The organism is Thalassoroseus pseudoceratinae (assembly GCF_011634775.1).
Taxonomy (GTDB): Bacteria; Planctomycetota; Planctomycetia; order Planctomycetales; family Planctomycetaceae; genus Thalassoroseus; species Thalassoroseus pseudoceratinae.
Map to the genome: position 1 here is coordinate 328,926 of NZ_JAALXT010000004.1, position 18,560 is coordinate 347,485.

At 52.9% G+C, this 18,560-nt stretch carries 19 protein-coding genes; 3 read left to right on the forward strand and 16 right to left on the reverse strand.

Features of this window, described 5'->3' with window-relative positions; genetic code table 11:
• Nucleotides 1-100 precede the first annotated feature (100 nt).
• From G6R38_RS15650 to G6R38_RS15715, 14 genes are all read right to left on the reverse strand, one after another.
• A complete protein-coding gene (locus G6R38_RS15650) occupies nt 101-523 on the reverse strand; it encodes a flagellar hook assembly protein FlgD (protein ID WP_166827610.1) in 423 nt (140 codons plus the stop codon).
• Nucleotides 524-573: 50 nt separating this feature from the next.
• A complete protein-coding gene (locus G6R38_RS15655; RefSeq protein ID WP_166827613.1) occupies nt 574-2,352 on the reverse strand; it encodes a flagellar hook-length control protein FliK in 1,779 nt (592 codons plus the stop codon).
• Between the two features lie 47 nt (nt 2,353-2,399).
• Nucleotides 2,400-3,062, reverse strand: a complete 663-nt coding sequence (locus tag G6R38_RS15660) for a hypothetical protein (RefSeq protein WP_166827616.1) — start codon at nt 3,060-3,062, stop codon at nt 2,400-2,402.
• Complete coding sequence (gene fliJ, locus G6R38_RS15665) at nt 3,059-3,505, reverse strand: flagellar export protein FliJ (protein WP_166827619.1); 447 nt, start codon at nt 3,503-3,505, stop codon at nt 3,059-3,061. The genes G6R38_RS15660 and fliJ overlap by 4 nt, the downstream gene beginning before the upstream one ends.
• Before the next feature lie 56 nt (nt 3,506-3,561).
• The gene (locus tag G6R38_RS15670) at nt 3,562-4,911 is read right to left on the reverse strand and encodes a FliI/YscN family ATPase (protein WP_166827622.1); all 1,350 of its coding nucleotides are present in this window, start codon (nt 4,909-4,911) and stop codon (nt 3,562-3,564) included.
• Nucleotides 4,908-5,630 (reverse strand): FliH/SctL family protein, encoded by a 723-nt coding sequence (locus G6R38_RS15675; protein ID WP_166827625.1) that lies wholly within the window; start codon nt 5,628-5,630, stop codon nt 4,908-4,910. The genes G6R38_RS15670 and G6R38_RS15675 overlap by 4 nt, the downstream gene beginning before the upstream one ends.
• A gap of 132 nt (nt 5,631-5,762) precedes the next feature.
• Nucleotides 5,763-6,758, reverse strand: a complete 996-nt coding sequence (fliG, locus tag G6R38_RS15680) for a flagellar motor switch protein FliG (protein WP_166827628.1) — start codon at nt 6,756-6,758, stop codon at nt 5,763-5,765.
• A gap of 55 nt (nt 6,759-6,813) precedes the next feature.
• Nucleotides 6,814-8,427: a hypothetical protein gene (locus G6R38_RS15685; protein ID WP_166827631.1), complete on the reverse strand. Its 1,614-nt coding sequence runs from the start codon at nt 8,425-8,427 to the stop codon at nt 6,814-6,816.
• A gap of 78 nt (nt 8,428-8,505) precedes the next feature.
• Nucleotides 8,506-8,814: a flagellar hook-basal body complex protein FliE gene (fliE, locus tag G6R38_RS15690; protein WP_166827634.1), complete on the reverse strand. Its 309-nt coding sequence runs from the start codon at nt 8,812-8,814 to the stop codon at nt 8,506-8,508.
• A gap of 27 nt (nt 8,815-8,841) precedes the next feature.
• Nucleotides 8,842-9,252, reverse strand: a complete 411-nt coding sequence (gene flgC / locus G6R38_RS15695; RefSeq protein WP_166827637.1) for a flagellar basal body rod protein FlgC — start codon at nt 9,250-9,252, stop codon at nt 8,842-8,844.
• Between the two features lie 118 nt (nt 9,253-9,370).
• Nucleotides 9,371-9,808, reverse strand: a complete 438-nt coding sequence (gene flgB / locus G6R38_RS15700) for a flagellar basal body rod protein FlgB (RefSeq protein WP_166827640.1) — start codon at nt 9,806-9,808, stop codon at nt 9,371-9,373.
• 16 nt (nt 9,809-9,824) lie between these two features.
• The gene (locus G6R38_RS15705) at nt 9,825-10,274 is read right to left on the reverse strand and encodes a hypothetical protein (protein WP_166827643.1); all 450 of its coding nucleotides are present in this window, start codon (nt 10,272-10,274) and stop codon (nt 9,825-9,827) included.
• 10 nt (nt 10,275-10,284) lie between these two features.
• Nucleotides 10,285-12,780, reverse strand: coding sequence for a tetratricopeptide repeat protein (locus tag G6R38_RS15710; RefSeq protein WP_166827647.1), 2,496 nt, complete (start codon nt 12,778-12,780; stop codon nt 10,285-10,287).
• Nucleotides 12,781-12,975: 195 nt separating this feature from the next.
• Nucleotides 12,976-13,623: a protein-L-isoaspartate(D-aspartate) O-methyltransferase gene (locus G6R38_RS15715; RefSeq protein ID WP_166827651.1), complete on the reverse strand. Its 648-nt coding sequence runs from the start codon at nt 13,621-13,623 to the stop codon at nt 12,976-12,978.
• Between the two features lie 126 nt (nt 13,624-13,749).
• Between G6R38_RS15715 and G6R38_RS15720 the strand changes: the two genes are divergently transcribed.
• Nucleotides 13,750-14,550, forward strand: a complete 801-nt coding sequence (locus tag G6R38_RS15720; protein WP_166827656.1) for a hypothetical protein — start codon at nt 13,750-13,752, stop codon at nt 14,548-14,550.
• Nucleotides 14,551-14,577: 27 nt separating this feature from the next.
• Here the strand turns inward: G6R38_RS15720 and G6R38_RS15725 are convergent, their stop codons facing one another.
• The gene (locus tag G6R38_RS15725) at nt 14,578-15,717 is read right to left on the reverse strand and encodes a mechanosensitive ion channel family protein (RefSeq protein WP_166827659.1); all 1,140 of its coding nucleotides are present in this window, start codon (nt 15,715-15,717) and stop codon (nt 14,578-14,580) included.
• A gap of 339 nt (nt 15,718-16,056) precedes the next feature.
• Here G6R38_RS15725 and G6R38_RS15730 point away from each other — a divergent pair, with 339 nt between their 5' ends.
• Nucleotides 16,057-16,659, forward strand: coding sequence for a hypothetical protein (locus G6R38_RS15730; RefSeq protein WP_166827663.1), 603 nt, complete (start codon nt 16,057-16,059; stop codon nt 16,657-16,659).
• Nucleotides 16,660-16,762: 103 nt separating this feature from the next.
• Here G6R38_RS15730 and G6R38_RS15735 read toward each other — a convergent pair whose 3' ends face one another.
• Complete coding sequence (locus G6R38_RS15735; RefSeq protein WP_166827666.1) at nt 16,763-17,155, reverse strand: hypothetical protein; 393 nt, start codon at nt 17,153-17,155, stop codon at nt 16,763-16,765.
• Nucleotides 17,156-17,588: 433 nt separating this feature from the next.
• Between G6R38_RS15735 and G6R38_RS15740 the strand changes: the two genes are divergently transcribed.
• A complete protein-coding gene (locus G6R38_RS15740) occupies nt 17,589-18,557 on the forward strand; it encodes a DUF368 domain-containing protein (RefSeq protein WP_166827669.1) in 969 nt (322 codons plus the stop codon).
• Nucleotides 18,558-18,560: the final 3 nt, after the last annotated feature.

An 18,560-nucleotide genomic window follows, 5' to 3' on the forward strand; every position in this document is an offset into this window, starting at 1 on the left:
GCCGGCATCTTCTATAGTTATCGGCGAATTTGCATTGTTGAACGACCAGAATCTGAATCGCATTGTCAAACTGGACGCCCAAGCGGCATTGCCGAGCGGTCTACGATTCGTGAATCGTATGGACTCCAGAAACCGGGACACTGTCTTCACCGACGCCGATGAAGGCTTGGCCCTCCGCCACAAACGCTCGACTCACCACACCAGACACCTCTCGCGAACCGGCGGCTGTTTGCACAGATGCTGTGATCGTTTTTCCGATAAACGAGGCCGCCGCGGTTAGCTGTTGATTATTGGTAATCGAATTCAGTGTCTCGCCAAGTTCGATATTCGATTGCAGTGACCGCATCTGCGAAATCTGATTTAGTAGCTCGTCGTTGCCAGTGGGTTCGAGTGGGTCTTGATTCTGGAGTTGCGTGATCATCATCTCCAGGAAGGCTTCTGATGTTAGCCCGTTCAAACCTTGCACGCTTTCCGTGCTACTTGCCGATGTGCTTCCGGTGGAGCCGGTTGAGGTCACATTCATGGAGGAATCTCACTCAGAATACAGATTGGACTTGATTGCGACGATTCGCTTTAAACTTCAATATCGATACCGACGAGCGAATGAGTTCGATCGGGGCTGAGAGCGGGCTCTGAAGTGGGTTTCTCGTCGGGCGTTTCTATTCCATCAGACAAGTTTCTCACAGAAGCCGCCGCACGCCGTTGGTCTTGATGCTGTCGTTGTTGTTGAGAGGTGGCCTGATCCTGAGCAAAACTCTGCTGCTGGGAATCACTATTTGAAGACTCGCTACGTTGAATTTCGACTTGTGTCGAACTACCAGTTTGCTGCGAGAGGGCCTCTTGAAGCTGTGGAAGATGATCTAACAACAGACGTTGCGCGGCTGAAGATTCGACTTGCATTTTCGCCGAAACCTGCCCGCCTTGCGTATGCACTTCGATACTCAGCACACCAAGTTCCGGCGGGTCGATCCGAATCCGCAAGGGGCGACTTGACTGTTGACGCCCAGCGGACTCAACGGCTTCCGCCACCCGATCGACAAGAGTCTGCAATCGTGGTGTCGTGTCTCCATCGGTTTTGGCTGTTTCACCACTAGGAGACAACGTAGTCCGATTTGTTACCTGAGGAGCGGTCTCACTGGTTGAGGTGGTTGCCTCCACGGGCTTCACATCAGAACGGCTTGATTCGGGTTCGTTCGCTTGGGTTTCAGAGATCGTACTCGCGGCTAATTGGACATTGCCGCGTCCCCCGTTTCCAGACTGAGAATCAATCGGCTGCGAACCGTTAGCCTGGAAGCTGTTCGGTTGCGAAAGATCACTCTGCACGGTGACAGCCTCGGTGGCTCGCCCGTTTTGCGGTTTCGACGAATGTGCCTCCTCGGCGGAGTCGATCGCTTGTTCCGGTCCCGGTCCCGTGGAATCCTGAGTACCGAGCGTCTCCGAAACCGCTTCGGTGCTGGTGCCAACGGACTCGTTGAGTTTTCGTCGTGACTTGCTACCACCCAAGTCTGGCTGATCCGATGTCGAAGCTACGGAAACCGACTGCTCGACAACATGAGTTGTTTCAGAAGATTGAACAGCATCGCTTTGGATCGTGACGGCATTTTTCTCGGGACCGGTCGCATCGCCTTTAGACTGGGAGGGGGCCTCATCGTTCGTATTTTGTTGTTGGCCTGCGAATGTCTCACCGGGCTCCGAAACGTGACTATTCGTGATTTCGTTTGTGTCGACAGCCGATGAGTCAGCGGGTTCGAAACTTTCCGTATCAACTCCATCTGACTCTTGATTCGCATCGAACAAAGCCGTCAATTCCGCCGACGCAATCTCCTCAATCTCAGTCGGGCTTTCGAGTGCGTCCTCAGTTGTGCCCTCTGGGGGCGTGGTATGTTGGGTCGTCGTATATTGCGCGACCAACCCGACGGGGGCTTTCAGGACGGATTGGTCCGTCGCTGGAGCAGGGGTTGCATCAGTCTTAATCGCGAATCGGAGTGGGCGGCCCGTTGGCTCCGCTGATGCAATGTGTGTCGTAACCGACGGGACGAGACTCTGCTCACCATCAGCAGTCCGGTCTGCATCATCGGCCGACAATTCAAGTTCCGAGTCACGACTGGAAGGTTTCTCGTGGCGAGCAGTATCGGCCCGAGGTTGCGGCCGCTGAATTTCGTTGGATTGCTGGTCGGCTGCCTGCGGCGTAGTGGTGTCTTTGGGTTCGGCTGAGTGTCGTTGCTGGAACTTCTCCGCGAACACTGAAGGCTTGGAATCTTGAGACGAATCCCGATTCGCCGGTCCGGAAAACAATCCCAGAGGGTTTGTCCCCCGAGTCGTCTGCTTCAACAACCCAACTTCACTCGACATCCGGTCGACTCCTGATACCGCACCGGATGCCCGAACGCCCAGACCTTTTACCGAAGTGGTTGCTTTGGTGTTGCAGCGGTCTGTTCAGCAGTTCGAGTGGCGGAGATTTCCGGTTCGCCACGGCTCAATGCGTCAAATATTTGCGCACTCCGCTGCCTCTGTTCGTCGTCACCCTGACTCATTTCCTTGAGGATCTTTCCCAAAGTCTTCGCCGGAAGCTCCTTGAGCAGGACCAAATTTCGATCCAGATCCAATGCCATCAAATAAGGAACGGCATCTCCAGCCGACAGAGAACTCAGGACCGATCGAGCCTGCTCGCTCGCTTCCGACTGGATTTCCTCACGAATTCGTTTGAGCTCCGCTTGGAAGGTTTCATGTTGAGTTTGAAACTCTAGGCGATTTTCCAGGATTCGTTGACGTTCACGGACGATCATCTCCGCTTGCTGTGTGAGTTCGCGCGCTCGCGTTTCGAGGTCGAACGCCCTGAGAACCCGCTGCTGCATAATCAAATTTGTGTCGATGCCACGATCTTCAGGCACCGCCTCGTCAGCGAGAAGTTCAGACGGTTCTTCGTCCCAAGCCAGACGGACACGTTGCAAACGCTCTGGCGTCAGCTCACCGCTAAACCACAGCCAGGCGAGCCCACCTGCTTCAGCAAGCACGATAATCAAGCAACACATCCCGAGTATCGAGATCAGCTTGCGAATCATGATGTTTCCTCGATGGGACGGGTATTGAGCCAGGCTTCATCACGCTGCAACTCGGCCTTTTTCTCTTGATTGAAATAATACTCTTCACTCTGTTTGTCACGAAGTTTCTCGAGCAACCGGACTTCCTGCTCGGCCGTTGCGAGTTCCGCTTGCCGTTGCTCGACAAGTTTGCCAGCCTCGGTCACTTCCTGCTCGGACTGACGCAGATTCTGCCCAAGATGAGCCAAATAATGGCGTTGACGGTTCAAACGATTGATATCAATCCGCCCGCTCCCCATCTGCCGGACTTCCTGTTCATGCCGGTGAATGTCATCAGCCATTTGGTTCCGACGCGTGTCGAGTTCGCGTTGCGACGCAAGGGCATCCGCGAGATCCTGGCGAACAGCATCGCGTTTACGGATACGAAGATCAAGCAGCGCTTGCAGACGAAATCTAAAAGCCATGACCAGCCAGATTGTTAAACAAGAGACACATCCCAATAACGGCAAGACAGCATTCACTAGTTTTTCGCAGTGGAGTCCTTTTTGGCATCCATACGTGGCAAAGATGCCCGCACAGTTTCGAGTTGGCATAACTCCGCGATTGACTGTTTGATTGGTGTTTGCTCAGTCGGAGACTGGTGGAGAAACTTGCGGATCGCATCATCCATTTGCAACGACTGGTCCACAAGAACATCAGAGCCACGACGATAAGCACCGACTGCAATGAGATCCTCTGCTTCCTTGCGTGCCGCTAGCATCCCTCGCAGACTATAAGCAGCTTGACGATGTTGCGGTATCACTAAGTCATTCATGGACCGACTAATACTTTGAAGCACATCAACTGCAGGCCAGTGGGATTGATGCGCTAGCTTACGAGACAACATCACATGGCCATCTAGGATCCCTCGCACAGCATCAGAAACGGGTTCATTCGTATCATCGCCTTCCACAAGGACTGTATACAGCCCAGTGATACTGCCACGCCCATTCAACCCGCTTCTTTCGAGAAGCCTAGGCAGAATCGAGAACACACTCGGCGGATACCCGCGAGTTGCAGGAGGTTCGCCGGCGGCTAAACCAATTTCGCGACCAGCCAAGGCGAAGCGTGTCACACTGTCCATCATGAGCAGCACGTTCTTACCGAGATCCCGAAAGTACTCAGCGATTGCAGTCCCTAGGTAAGCGGCTCTCAGACGCAGAAGCGCCGGTTCATCACCGGTCGCGACGATGACAACACTACGTGCCAAACCTTCTGGTCCGAGATCGCGTTCTAAAAACTCGCGAACTTCACGACCACGTTCACCGACGAGCGTCACGACATTGACGTCTGCCGAGCTAAACTTGGCGATCTGCCCCAAGAGTGTGCTCTTCCCAACACCACTGCCTGCAAAAATTCCGAGTCGTTGACCAACTCCGCATGTGAGAAAACCGTCGATCACCCGCACCCCCGTCTGCAACGGGGTTTGAATTCGCGGCCGCTCCAATGCTGGTGTTGGTGGTGACTGCAAATTGACACATGTGGGGCAGGGCGTACGCGGACCGCCATCAATCAACCTTCCGCGTGCGTCGATGACCCGTCCTAATAATGAGGGACCAACACGAACAGTTGGCGACGATTGCCGCAATCGAACTCGATTCCCTCGCCGAACACCCGCAAGATCGCCATAGGAAAGCAGCAACGCCTCACGATCCCGGAACCCAACAACTTCCGCATCGATAAGCTTTCCATGCCCACGCTCAATCTGACAAACCGCCCCCAGCGGCGCAGGAAATCCCGCAACCGAAGCCGTCAGCCCAACGACTCGTGATATGTGGCCGGAAAGCCCAAAGGGTACAGATTGGGCCAACTGCTGATGATAGTCCATCATAGTTCGTCAGCCTCAGGCAGAAGTTCCTCAATCAAGCGATTGAGTTGCGTTTCGATTCTCGCGTCCATCTCGCCGTGTTCGGTTCGCACCACACACCCGCCGCGGCTGACAGATTCATCATTCAGAATCTTGGCATCACCCGCAGACTGAAACATTGCACTTAGGTCGACTTGTTGCTCATCGAGAAACGCCGCATCTTCGGGGTGAAGATAGATGCAAACACTGTTCTCTCCCGACGCCATCTCTAGTAATTCCTGAAGCAACTGAATGACATTCTCTGGGTGAGCGGCAACTTCCCGCCGAATGATTCGTTCCGCAATCGCAACGGCAAGATGAATCCCTTTTGACTCCCATTCCGATAGCCACTCTAAACGTTGTGCCGCGAGTGTGTCAGCAACTGACTGAATCACAGGGATTGAAGTTCGAGTCTTCGCCTCAACCTGCTTTCGCACCTCGGCATCAATCCGCTTCTGAATTTCCTGTTCTGCTTTCGAGATGCCTGCTTGGTAGCCCGCTTCGTATCCTTCGGTATGTGAGGTTTTCTTCAGTGACTCAACTTCGGCTTGGGCCTCAACAATCATTGCTCGAGTTTGCTGCCGAACTTGCTCAACATACTGCTGACAACGACTCTCAAGATCTTCAAAGTTGTAGGCAACCTCATACTGTAGAGAATGGGCAGTGCCGGCTTTGAGAACACGTTTTGTTTCGGGATTCCCCATAACAGCAGACTTTTACAAGAACAACTCAAGCCAGAAGAACGACAGAACACCGTGATCAACAATCAGAAGAGATAATTCGTCCTGAGCTTCGCGTGATCAAAGCTAAGTAAAACGATCGAATGAGCAGAGCGACTATGAAATGTACTGATCCCCTTCTGCCCCCCCAGACACTTCGATTTCCCCTGACTCTTCCAGCCTACGAACGGTATCCACAATTTCCTGCTGATTCGCCTCCACATCGCTCACTTTGACAGGGCCGAGGTATTCCATTTCTTCTTTCAATAACTCAGCCGCACGTTGCGAAAGATTCCCCAGCACGCGATCGCGGATCTCTTGTGAAGCCCCCTTAAGTGCGAATGACCACTGTTTGCTATCAACCTCTTTGAGCAAGACTTGAATCGCTTTGTCATCAAGCTTCAAGAGATCGTCAAACACAAACATGAGTCGCTTGATCTCATCGACTAATTCGCTGTCATCGTCCTCGAGCGTCTCCAAAATGGCCTTATTGGTCATGCGGTCCGTCACGTTGAGAATCTGAGCGACCATCGGTACCCCACCGGCCTTCTCAAGCTGCTGACTGAATGAAGACTGCATCCGTTTTCGTAGTGTCCGCTCCACGTCTTCAACAACTTCAGGGTTTGTTTGCTCCATGCTCGCCACGCGGCGGATGACCTCGAGCTGTTTACTCGAAGGCAAACCGCTCAAGACTTCAGCCGCGAGTCCCGGTGGCAGGTGAGACATGATCAACGCAATTGTCTGCGGGTGTTCTTCCTGAATGAACGTAATGAGGTTGTCAGCGCCGACCTTCTGAAGAAAGCCAAATGGCACTGAACTCAACGATTGACGAACGTTGTCAAGAATCGCGTCAGCACCGTCTTCCCCGAGCGATTCCCTTAAGAGCTGGTCGGCGAAATCAATCCCGCCACGTTCGATATGGGATCGAACTTTCGCACTCGTCGAGAACTCCTCAATGACACGATCTTGCTCTTCCTCGGGCACATCATTCAATCTGGCAATCTCTAGCATCAATTTCTCAACGAGATCCTTCCGCACCTGCCCTAAGACGGAAGCAGCTAACTGCTTGTCAAGACTGAGAAGCAAAACCGCAGCCTTTCGAACTTCGCTCATCACCGCATCCTTGTCTCAGAGCATCGTTACAGCATCCAACAATACGCCGCCAACATCAGACTTCTTGCAGCCAATCCGAAATAATATTCGCCGCCATCTCAGGGTTCCCTCGTACCATTTCTTGTAGTGTCTCTCGTTTGGTTGGTTCAGGGGCTGGTGCAGCCGTTTCGGTCTCCGACTGAGTTCCACTGTCAAGCAGATCACGACTCAAATCAATTTCCTCGTCTGGCAGTTTCGGAAAGTTTTTCCGAAGCATCCATAGCACGAAAAGAGTGAAACCAGCCAATGCAATGGAACTCCCCCACTGTTCTGTAAAGCTAGTTGCTTGAGTCATCAATGACGGAGAAATGTCGGGAATGTCAGGTTCAATGGCATAATAGCTACTCACATTAATCGCCGAAGCTGGCGAGCCCATCGGAATCAAAACAGCCACCGTTGATTGAACCTTCGCCAACTCCTCGGTTTCAATCACTTTTAGTGCCGCGTCGAATTGTGATTTTTCCTCATCTGTCGTCCCTGGAATCAAGCCTCGCTTTTCGGCAATCGCCTCATAGTAGTCGTGCGGAAGCTTAATCGATACCTGAACCGCTTTCGGCATCGCGGCAAAGAACTCTTGGTTGGTTACTGTGAAAGAGGGAACGGTTGTTGTCGTGGTATCCTCTTCGGCAACAGCGCGTGACCGTTCCGGTTCACTATTCAAATCAAGACTGCGAGGTTGATTGTTCTGAACTCCGGGCTCTCCACTCACACGTTCCTGGCGAAACTTTTCATCACGAATGCGGCTGGCTGAAAAACTTGTGACTGTTTCCTTGGGGTTTAACTTCTGGCTGCGTTCGATATGCGATTTGATATCGTTAATATCGACATTGACGGAGACGATTGCTCCTGGAACATAGGCTAACGCCGCTTGAATCCGCGACTGATACTCCTGAGAAAAGTCGCGAATCCGTCGCATGATGGTCGAATCAAAGGGACTGTTTTCGGGAACCGGTTGATGGGACGTCCCTGTCGACTGATCAAAGATCGTCACGTTCGCCTTCTCAAGATCAGGGATCATCCCCACAACTGCGAGTCGTAACGACTCCACAAGTTGCGGAGTGAGCTGTTTTCCCCGTCGCGGTCGAACGCTTACGGTCGCCGTGACCCGTGTGTCGTTGTGTGGCCAACGTCCCGGTTTCGACCGAGCCCAGACACAACTCGCATGTTCGATGTCGGGAACGGCCTGAATTGTTCTTTGAAGAACATTGGCCAACGCAATACGACTACGCTCCTCTGCCGTCCGAGCACTCTCAAAAACGCCATTGGACTTCTCAAACTGTGTCGCGAGTTCGGAACCCCATCCTTGTGGAAGACTTCCTCCCTCGAGCAGCGCGGCGTTATAACGTTCGGCCTCTGCCTTTGGAACCATCAGTTTCTGACCGTCGCGTGCGAAATCCGAAAGGCCTGCGTCGTTCAGTGTCCGCTCGGCGTTAAGCAACTCCTCCGTGGTAAAGGTCTTTCCCCATGACAACGGGATCCTGGATGTCGTCGGCCCTGCGAACATGAGGTACCCGAATCCCGCGACAAGCAGACAGGCCACGACCACAAGCGTGCCCTGCTGGCTTGGCGGCATCGCTTTGACCGACGCAAGAATACGTCTGCTAACCGTTTCTGGTGGTGTCGCTGCCATGGTTCAGTTCAACTACTTGGAGAGACTCGTGCTAGGACAATCACTGACTTTGAATACTGATTAGATCAACGTTATCATCTACATCCGAATCTGCTGAACCTCGTTATAGGCTTCTAGCATCTTGTTGCGAACTTGTATCATTAGTCGCAATGCCAGATCCGCTTTCTTCACCGCTGACAGCACCTCAACCTGTGTGATGTTCTCACCTAACATTTGACTTTCGATCGCCTGCTGCGATTGATGTTCCAATTCCGCCGTGTTTCCGATCAAATTGACTAGCAGTTCTTGAAAATCCCCAGACGCAGGACTTGTCTGAGAAACCGAACGAGATTCGGTCAAATCCAGCAGTTGCGTCGGAAGTGCAGATGGCGTGATTGGTGAAGTCATCGGCTAACCTATTCTGTCAGTCAATCTCTATGCGATAATCTGCAGGCTCATTTCAGCCAACTGTTTCGTGATTTCCATAGCCGAGATATTTGCCTCATAAGCCCGCCCGGCTTCCATGGCATTGACGAACTCGGTAATCACATCAATGTTCGGATAGGTCACGTATCCATCAGCATCAGCATCGGGATGTCCCGGCTCGTGGACTCGGCGAGTCGGGCTCGATCGGTCAACATCAACGGTATAGCCCACACCGACTCCGGACTGCGGGGATGCCGACTGTGGCTCTGGATGAAACGACACAAAACGCCGCAAGAATGGCGTTGCTTCGCCATCCGCATTTCGAGTCGCGTTCGCATTCGCGATGTTACCGGCGATGGTATCTAGCCGCTGTCGTTGTGCGACTAGCCCGCTTGTACTGATATCCAGTAAACCTAACATCGATCAACTCCCCAATTGGAACCAAGTCAACGTGCTCTTGAAGCCAGACACTAACAACCAGACGACATTGGCGATCGCACCAAGCATCGGAATGTCTTGATAGTCCCGATGCTGTAGACTAAGGCCGTTCGCTAATCACAGCCTGTAGCAAATTTGTCTGAGCTGTCATCAACTCGATGCTAAACTGTTGAAGCATCGAGTTTTTAGTCATCTCAGTCAGTTCCCGTTCAATACTTCGGTTACTTCCGTCCTGAAACGATTGCGATCCTGAGCTGACCTCAACGGCCTCATAGAGTTTCTGAGAGATCGGCTGAGTCATCACAGGAGCAGCCGTATCACCTCGTTCCGATGGCGACGTCGGATTCACTTGATTTCGCCCCGCAATCTGTGCACGCAAGGCCTCCTGAAACTTTTTCACAGGCAGGTCGCGTGTCCGGTAGGACGGTGTATCAATATTTGCAAGGTTTCCCGCCAGAACCTGCTGACGCTTTTCGCCAAAGGCAGCGATTTTCTCGAGCAGCGGTAGGGTACTGTGTGATTCCCAAACTCCTAGCATTTCTTCCTCCAGTCGTCTACTTGACGATATCAATCCGTGAAGCTGGCTCTGAGCTGACCATCGCCTGGTACGCTGCTCGAACATTGCTATTTTGCGATAGCTTCTTGAGCTGAATTGCCGTCTGGTCTCGTTGAGCCATCAGCAATTCTTGACAGTGCGTTTCTTCCTGAGCCAATTCGCTAAAAAGTTGCTCGACTTCACTCAGTTTCGATTCCACCAAACTCCGATCGTTGGGAGAGAGTGTCTGACGAACACGTGGCCATTCTTTGAGGCGTTGGTTGTTCGGAGATGTCGAATCATGCAAACGATCGAGAATACATTGTTTATGCTGCAAGGTTTCGATGAGTTGCGAGTATTGCCCGCTCTCAATCAAGTTTCGCTGCGATTGCGAGAGCTTAATCAATTCAATGCCGTAGTTCTGTCGAATTTCGGCTGCATGCAGAATCTCTTTTGCGACAAGGCTCATCGTGGCACCACTAGTTTTGAGTGACTCGAAGACGAACTTGCAACGCCCAGTCGATCCATTCCATCCATTCGCCTCTCGACCGAAAATTCGTCGACGTAATCTCGAACGCCTCTTCCGGCATACGCTGCAGAATCACTTTCGCCTGCTGCAGCATACTCTGGGCCTGATCTGGCTTTCCAAGTTCGTCGTAAGCCGTGGCAATTTGAAGGTAGGCCGTAAAAATTCGAGGCGTTGTTGGATACTCATTAACCGCTCGATTGAGCGTTTCAATAGCCTGCGCGTATTCTCGGAGGTCAAGTTCAACCTCGCCAAGACTAAACTCACTATCAATGAGGATATGTCTATGAACTTCACTCAGACCGGTCGCATCTTTTTTCGCTTTGAGCCGTTGCCGTAGATTGACTAACAACTGTTTTGAGAGCGCCAAGTGTCGTTGCCGCTCTGCTTGTAATGTTCGTTGCTCAGCATCAATGCTAGTCGCGGTGAGCTGCGAGTTCCGTAAGTTCGCAATGCGGAGATGGGTCTTCGCATAATGGGACTGAACTTCCAAGGCTTCGCTTGAGGTCGGGTATCGCTTCAGATACTCGTCCAAGAATCGAGCAGCCTCACTCAAACGAGCGATCGGCGGGCCGACGGAATCTGATGACTGCTGTTCAACCTCGTCTTGTCCGACTAACAGGTCTGCAGTCGGCAATGGCGAAGTTTCATAAAGCAAACGCCCCAATTGAAATAGAGAGAGCCTCCATTCCTCTGCGTCTGGAGTCAATTCGTCTGAGTTGAGAACAGTTCGCCAGGCTTGCTCCGCTTTCGCGACGTCCCCGTTTTCCAGATAGCACAGACCAATCCAATACGCGGCTTCAAACGCGGCAGGGTCGGTACTATGAAAATTGAGCACTCTGGCAAAGTGTTCGAGCGCCTCGGGAGCACGGTCAAGACAGAGCAACGCCTGCCCCTTCCAAACGTGCGCCAATGGCAACAAACGGTCGGGCTGCGTGCCTAGGAATGTTTCTAGTATCCGCTCAGCGGATGCGTAATCGCGACCTCGGCGGTAGTGGTCTGCACTCTTCCAGAGAGCATCTCCATACTTGGATGACGCAATGAGCTGTTCTGCAAGTTCGGCAAAGGCATCCCCGCTATCTCGCCAACGACTTTCGAGCATAGATTGATGAGACTCACGTTCGTTGATTGGCAACTTGGCGATCTCTTTCTCGATTGATCCGGCCCACTGCTGCGTTGCCCGAGCCTTCAGTTCAAACGCTTCCGTTGTGGTGAATAGCGGAACGAGTGCCTGTGAAAGACTGAGAGCTTCCTCAAAGCGACTGGAATCGATCCAGCTGTTCCAGGCCTTCAGAGTTCGTTTTCGGATCGAATCAACATTGAGCCATTCATTTCGAAAACGGCTGGGATGCTTGATCTTATCGAGAGCCGTCTGAAAGTAGAGAAGTGCTTCTTCGTGACGGTCGGTCTGTTGTAGGAGTTCAGCCACATGAAACTGGGCGGCGAGTCCTTCCTGAGACTCGGGATACTGTCTAGCAATCTTCTCAAAAACATCAATGGCGTACAGTGTTTCGTCGAGCAACTCGTAGCAATACCCGAGCAGCAATTGTGCCGATCGGTTTGTTTTGCTGTCAGTCGCTCGTGAGTCAACAAGTTGTTGTAAAGAGGACTTGGCGAGCGAGAGACTTTGGTCGTCTCCAGCGGCGATGTCAATTTGGATCCGGATCAGTTGCGTCAGCGGATCTTCAAGGTCTGCGATTTCCTCGTCGATGAGCGTACTCGCCTCATTTTTCTGATCGAGTGCCAGTAGCACTCGGGCCTTTTGCAATCTCGCTCGTTTCAGCACGTCGCTTTCGTCTGTTTGATCAGCGAGACTAGCAATGAGCGTATCGCTAAGACTCAACGCCTGAGTAAGTTCACTAGGATCTTGCGACGCCAAAGCCATCTCGATTAATTGCCACGCAACGTCGTCTTTTACTTTGGGATTGATAACCAAGGCTTCCTCCAACAGCGTTTGTGCTTGGTTGGGGTAGCCGATCTGATGGAACGCCGTCCCCGTGGCATAGCACCAATCGGGACGATAATCATCGGGAAGGGAGATGCCTTCCGACATCTCAAGCCAATGCGCACTCTGTTCAAAGAGACGTTGACGGTTCGTTTCGTGTTGGCGGAGCGCGTCACGAAATGCGACCATCCCGAGAATATACTCGGGGGCGCCAGGAAAGTCGGGGTCGCGGAACTCCGTTTGTTGAAGAGCCTTCGCATATGCCTTGGCTTTGCGATCCGCATTGGCCGTATCTTCTTCGAGCCAGATTAAGGCTTGTTCCAGCTTTTGCTCGGGCGTCAGTTCTGGAGGGCGAGTCATCACCCAAAAGACCCCCGCCAAAGCGAGGATGAGCCCAGTCGCAGCGGCTCCGATCTGCATATGAGAAAACCGCCCCAACCGCCCCGTTGCGGAGACGTCTGGTTGCGAGTCTTGCAGATCTGGAATTGGCGGGTCCTGCGACATGATTTCGGAATCGAACGGACTGACTCCCCGACACGGTTTTCAACCGCGCAGTCGGAAAGCGGAAACTGGCAATGAATCGCGGTTTTCGTTACGAACCGAGAGAGTTCTTTTCAGAGAAGCGCGGGACCATACGTCGGACGCGACGATTCTGTCAAGATCGAACCGATGGTGAGACCGGTTGGTCTGAACACCACATTAACCGTCGGATGCGGGCCAGCCTTCGGCACCGATGAGCTTGACGAAGCGGCAATCGCACAGTTTTTCCACGCGAAGTTGTTGAGGAGTTCGCGTGGCCAAGATCAGCGATTGCGATGACTCCTCTCCCACAGGAATCACGATTCGTCCGCCGTTGCGGAGTTGATTCACAAGAGATTGCGGCACCTTCGGAGCGGCAGCAGCGACGAGAATTCCGTCATACGGGCCGAGTTCCGCACAGCCGAGCGTTCCGTCACCAAGACGATACGAAACGTTGGTGATTTGTAAATCTGACAACGTTGACTGAGCTGTTTGCGCGAGTGCTTCGTGCCGCTCGATGCTCACAACATGGCGACAGAGTTGCGACAGAATAGCGGTTTGGTAGCCACTGCCGGTCCCGATTTCCAAGACGGTTTCGTCGCCGGTTAACTCAAACGCTTGCGTCATGAGAGCGACAATGTACGGCTGACTAATGGTTTGACCGCAGTCAATCGGAAGTGCGGTATCTACATACGCCTCTTCCGCGTCCTCATCAAGCACGAATCGCTCTCGAGGAATCTTTGCAATGGCGGCGAGAACACGCTGGTCTTGAATACCTTTGCGTGTCAGGCTTTGAATGAGTTGATCGGAACTTGCATCGTTAGGCATGGCTAGTCACTCGGCAAATATCTCGATCATAGAATCTTAAAGAAGCGGTGAGATTGTTGAGCGATACGGCAACCTCGTTGCATTCAATCGATGTGAAGTCAATCAGTTTCAAGAATGGAGTTCCTGATGCAAATGCGTTTCTTGCAGTTTAGTGCTTGCGTCTTGTGGTGTGCAACGCTTGGTTTGCCCACCTCACTCAAAGCCGACGAACTCACGTCAGCCAAGACCAATAACAATCCAAACACGGAGTTGGTTGTCGATCACGGTTCTCCGAGGCAGAAAACACTGAATCAGAAACTTCGCAACACGATCGTGGAATCGGTAGAGTTCAAGGAGAACACGCTTGAGGAATCGATGAACTGGATCGCGGCGAATTACGATATTCAGATTGTCTACGATGAGCGTTCGCTAGCCGAGGAAGCAATTGATCGCCATGAACCCGAGGTCAATCTCGCGTTGCAGAATATTCGGTTGTCAACGTTGCTCACGCTTTTGTTAGCCCCCTATGATTCGGAATACATATCTGAAGACGGCATTCTCATGGTTACGACACAGAGCGTGGCGAAGAGCAAGCTTGAGACGGTCGTTTACAACATGAGCAGCCTCGAAGATTGCGGATGGAAAGACACGTCGTTGGTTCAGGTATTACTATATCGGCATATACCGAACGCAGTTTGGACTCCCGACGATCCAGAGAAACAAGTTTCCATCGCCCAAAGCACGTTGATCGTCACTCAATCGCAACCAGTGCAACGCGAGATATATCAATTTCTCAAGACACTCAAGCAGGCCCCCAAGCAAGACGCGAAAAAGGCCCGGAAAGGAGCACGACGTCGCAAAAAAGAGAAACAATCTCCAAATGCCAACGGGCGGCTCGTTCCAAGGTCGCGGTCAATTTGGAAAAGGTGGCTTCTTTGGTCCCAATGACTCCTCCGGTGGTGGAGCCGGTCTGTTTTAGTCTGTATTGGGTGGTTGAGTCACGACTTCCGCGAACACCGTTTGCGTGGGATAAGCGAATTCAATGTTTTCGTCAGTGAACTTGTCGAGCAGGTGGTAGTTGATCTTCTGCTGAATATCCATGTAGAGATTGTAGTCGGGCTTCATGACGTAGTAGACGGTTTCATAGAGCAGGGCGGAGTCACCGTAGGACTTGAAGTGTGCTCGATCGAAACGGACGTCATTCTGAGCTTCGACAGCTGTTTTGAGCATGTCCGGAATGGCTTTCACCTGCTCGGAGGGAGTTTGATAGGTCACGCCGATTGTAAATACGATTCGGCGTTCCTGCATGCGTTTGAAGTTGCGAATCCGACTGCTGAGCAAGTCGCTGTTCGGAAAGACGAGTTGCTCCCCTGATAGACTTTGCACGCGAGTCGTTTTGAGCCCGATGTGTTGAACGGTGCCCATCATATCGCCAACGATGATGAAGTCGCCGAGCACGAATGGCTTATCCATCACAATCGAAAGCGAAGCAAACAGGTCGCCCAAGATGTTCTGAGCCGCCAACGCAACTGCAATACCACCAACCCCCAGACTAGCAACCAACGTGGTGACATCCACTCCAAGATTTGATAGCACCATCAACAGGGCGACCGCCCAAAGTGCACAGCGGACTAAAAATGCAATCGCCTTGGCAGTGGTGATAGCACTGGCGTCTTCAGCTCGCAACTTGATGTAGCGTTCCATGCCGAACTTGATCAGGGCGTTCATCCAGATGGCCGCTTGAAGAACCAACGCGACGATGATCGCCGACCGATTGAACTCCACACCACGTCGCGGCAGACTCAGAGCTAGCGTAGCAAGGAACAACGACAGCATTACCAAGAACCAAAAACGGGTGGCCGCGACCATCTTGACCAACCCGTGTGACCAGCAGTTTTCGTCGCGGCGGTCGGCAATCGCTTTGACCCGAAGTCGGATGATGCCTTTGATCGCGGGCAGAAACATGAAGCCTGCCACAAATATTGCAATGGCAGTTGCCCACTGGTGAGCAGTGCTATTCAACAACTGCCCCTCGGGGAGGATTCGATCGACGAAGTCGACAACGGTTTCATGCCAAAATTGATTGAGGCTGTACCACATACTGTCTTTGTCCATGTCGCCTTTTTCCTGGAGAAGTTGTCTTCGTTGGGGTCGACCGGGTCGTATTGTAGCGAATTGAGAGATGTTATGGAAAACGCGTTGTTGACGTTGTATTCACGGATCGTTCGGAAGCTATGACGTGCATTGAGAATTCGGTTTAGGCAAGTTGAGGAGTCCCCGTAATCTGAAACGGTCCCACGTGGGTGTTGTTGAGAATCAACATGGGTTCGAGCGAAAGAGTCTGGATTTCGCGCGCTGAGTTACGGCACATTGGGTAGGTTCATGACATGCCATTCACCGTGAACCGCTGCGGAGGCGGCTCGCGTGATCGAACCTCTACCAAGTGAGAATTCCATGCAACTGTCCCGAAAAGCTTTCCTCGTGGCGACTGTCACCGTGACCCTGATCGGGGCATCGGCGCAGACCGCGGATGCGTGTTTGTTTAGCTGGTTGTTCGGCTGTGGCCGAACGGCTTGCTACCCACCGGCTCCCTGTGGCCCGCCGCCGTGTGCACCATCATGTGCGCCCGCGCCATGCTCGCCGTGTGGTCCGTCACCTTGTGCATCCGGAAACTGTGGGACCGGTTTCGGTCCGGTTGCTCCGGGATATGCACCGACCTACGCACCGACTTCGCCATGTGGTCCAGGTGGATGTGGTGTCGGCTACCGAGGCACCGGCTATCGGGGAACCGGTTACCAGACTGGCGGGTATCAATCGGTTTCGCCCACCATTCCGCCGGTTGTCTACCAACCTCGACCAACGCAAACCAGCTTCTTCCGCCCAACAGCTCCGAGTGTCGCTCCACGAACCGCAACTCGTCGGGCATTCCGTCCGACGCCGGTCGAAACACTGCGACCGATTTCGCTGCCAGCAACACCGGCAACGAACCAACCAACACCTGTGTTCCCTGAGCACGATTCACTCAACACCGGTTGGGAACCAGCACCACGCTACTAAACTCGCGTTGTGAATGTCATTTCAAAATCACGAAGCCCAGCGGTCAAACACCGTCGGGCTTCGTTGCATTTGGGTCGTGCTTGTCGAGAACTCGAATCCGTCCTTAGCTTTCGCCAGATTGCTTGCCGGGACTGTTCTTTGAGCGATTGCGGCGACCCCGTCGCCCTCGACGCTTCTTTCTGGGTTTCGATTCTCGATCGGGTTTCTCTTCGGAATCTTTGGATGCCTCGGGCTTGCCCGGCGTGTTCGGTGTTTTGTCGTCTGGCTGCTCTTCTGTTGTGGCGGGTTGTGGCGGCTTCTCTTGGGGTTCGGCCTCTGAAAGTTTTCTGGCCGGCCGACCACGATAGGTCGTGCGTTGTTTGTCCGCAGCAGCTTCCGAGACCGATTCTGGAATGTTCACCGGTTCGTCCGCGAACTCGTCCTCATCGACCACGATTTCCGCGACCAAATACGGCTGGAACGTTCGCGCGGACCGGGGCGGTTCGTGGAGCTTCATCCAAACCGGACCGGTCCCCGGATCGCACGTGCACTTTTGGGCGCTCACACGACCGCTGGTTCTACGCTGCCGTCCGCACTCTGGACAGATCCAAAGGCGACGCACGTCTAAATCGAGGCGAAATCCCGGACCTTTAATGATTGGCTCCTGCTGCCTTCAAAAGGCTTTGACTCTCGACAATTGTTGACGTAACCCACACCCTGTCCGCTCTTTGCAACTTGCGACATCAGCCGGATTGGATTCGGTTGTTGGCGAGTTTTTCATGCGATCGGGCTTGGCAGATGATCCACGACAGCGATAGACTCCCGCGAATACGCACCGAAGGGGTGCCTTGAATTCAAAATGCGACGCGAATCGCGAAGCTTTAATGTGACGACTTCCTCCGACCGGAGCAAGGGAATCGTCGATTTCGCCACATTCGGGAGGGATTCTCTTGAGCGACTGGTTCAACATCATTCACGTCGGTTTCGGCTTTCTGATGGGTGGTGCCGACATCATCCCCGGTGTCTCCGGCGGTACGGTCGCATTGATTCTCGGCATCTATGAACGATTGGTAACGGCTGTCAGTCGGTTCGACACCACATTTCTTGGCCATCTCCGCAAACGGGAATGGGTGTCGGCGGCCCGCTACATCGATTTGGGTTTTCTAGTCGCACTTGGACTCGGCATCCTGACCGGCGTCGTTTTACTTGCCAACTTGATGCACTGGCTACTCGAACACCGTCAGGAACAAACTTTCGCGGCATTCTTCGGCATGATTCTCGCCTCGGCGTGGATCGTCGCCCGACTCGTGCCGCGTTGGAATGTCAGTAGCGTTGGTCTGTTGTTGCTGGGGACCGTGTTCGCGTTCTTGCTGGTCGGTGTACCGGCATTGCAAGACCCGCCCACCGGACCGATCTACATCTTCTTCTGTGGCATGATCGCCATTTGTGCGATGTTGCTTCCCGGCATCAGCGGCGCGTTTATCTTGCTCATTTTGGGCACGTACACGGATATCACGGGCGCACTCCGTGCGATGCGACACGGCACGGACCTCTCTGGAAACGGGCTGATACTCGCAGCGTTCGGACTGGGGGCGATGATCGGGATTCTGAGTTTCAGTAAGCTGTTGAAGTATTTACTCAAGCACTACGAAGCGCCGACAATGGCCATTCTCTGTGGTTTTATGTTGGGTTCACTCCGCAAGATTTGGCCATTCAAGATTGAGCTGACACCACCGGGAACGGAACTGAAAAAGAAAGTCTATCAAAATATCATGCCGGATTTTGATGCCACAAGCACATGGATTTCCTTGGGTATCTTGGTCGTCGCCGGAATTGTGATTTTCGCGATTGAGTACTTCGCTGTGGCGTACGGACACGAGCCGGAAGAAGAAATTGATGACCTCGTGGAGTCAACATAGCAA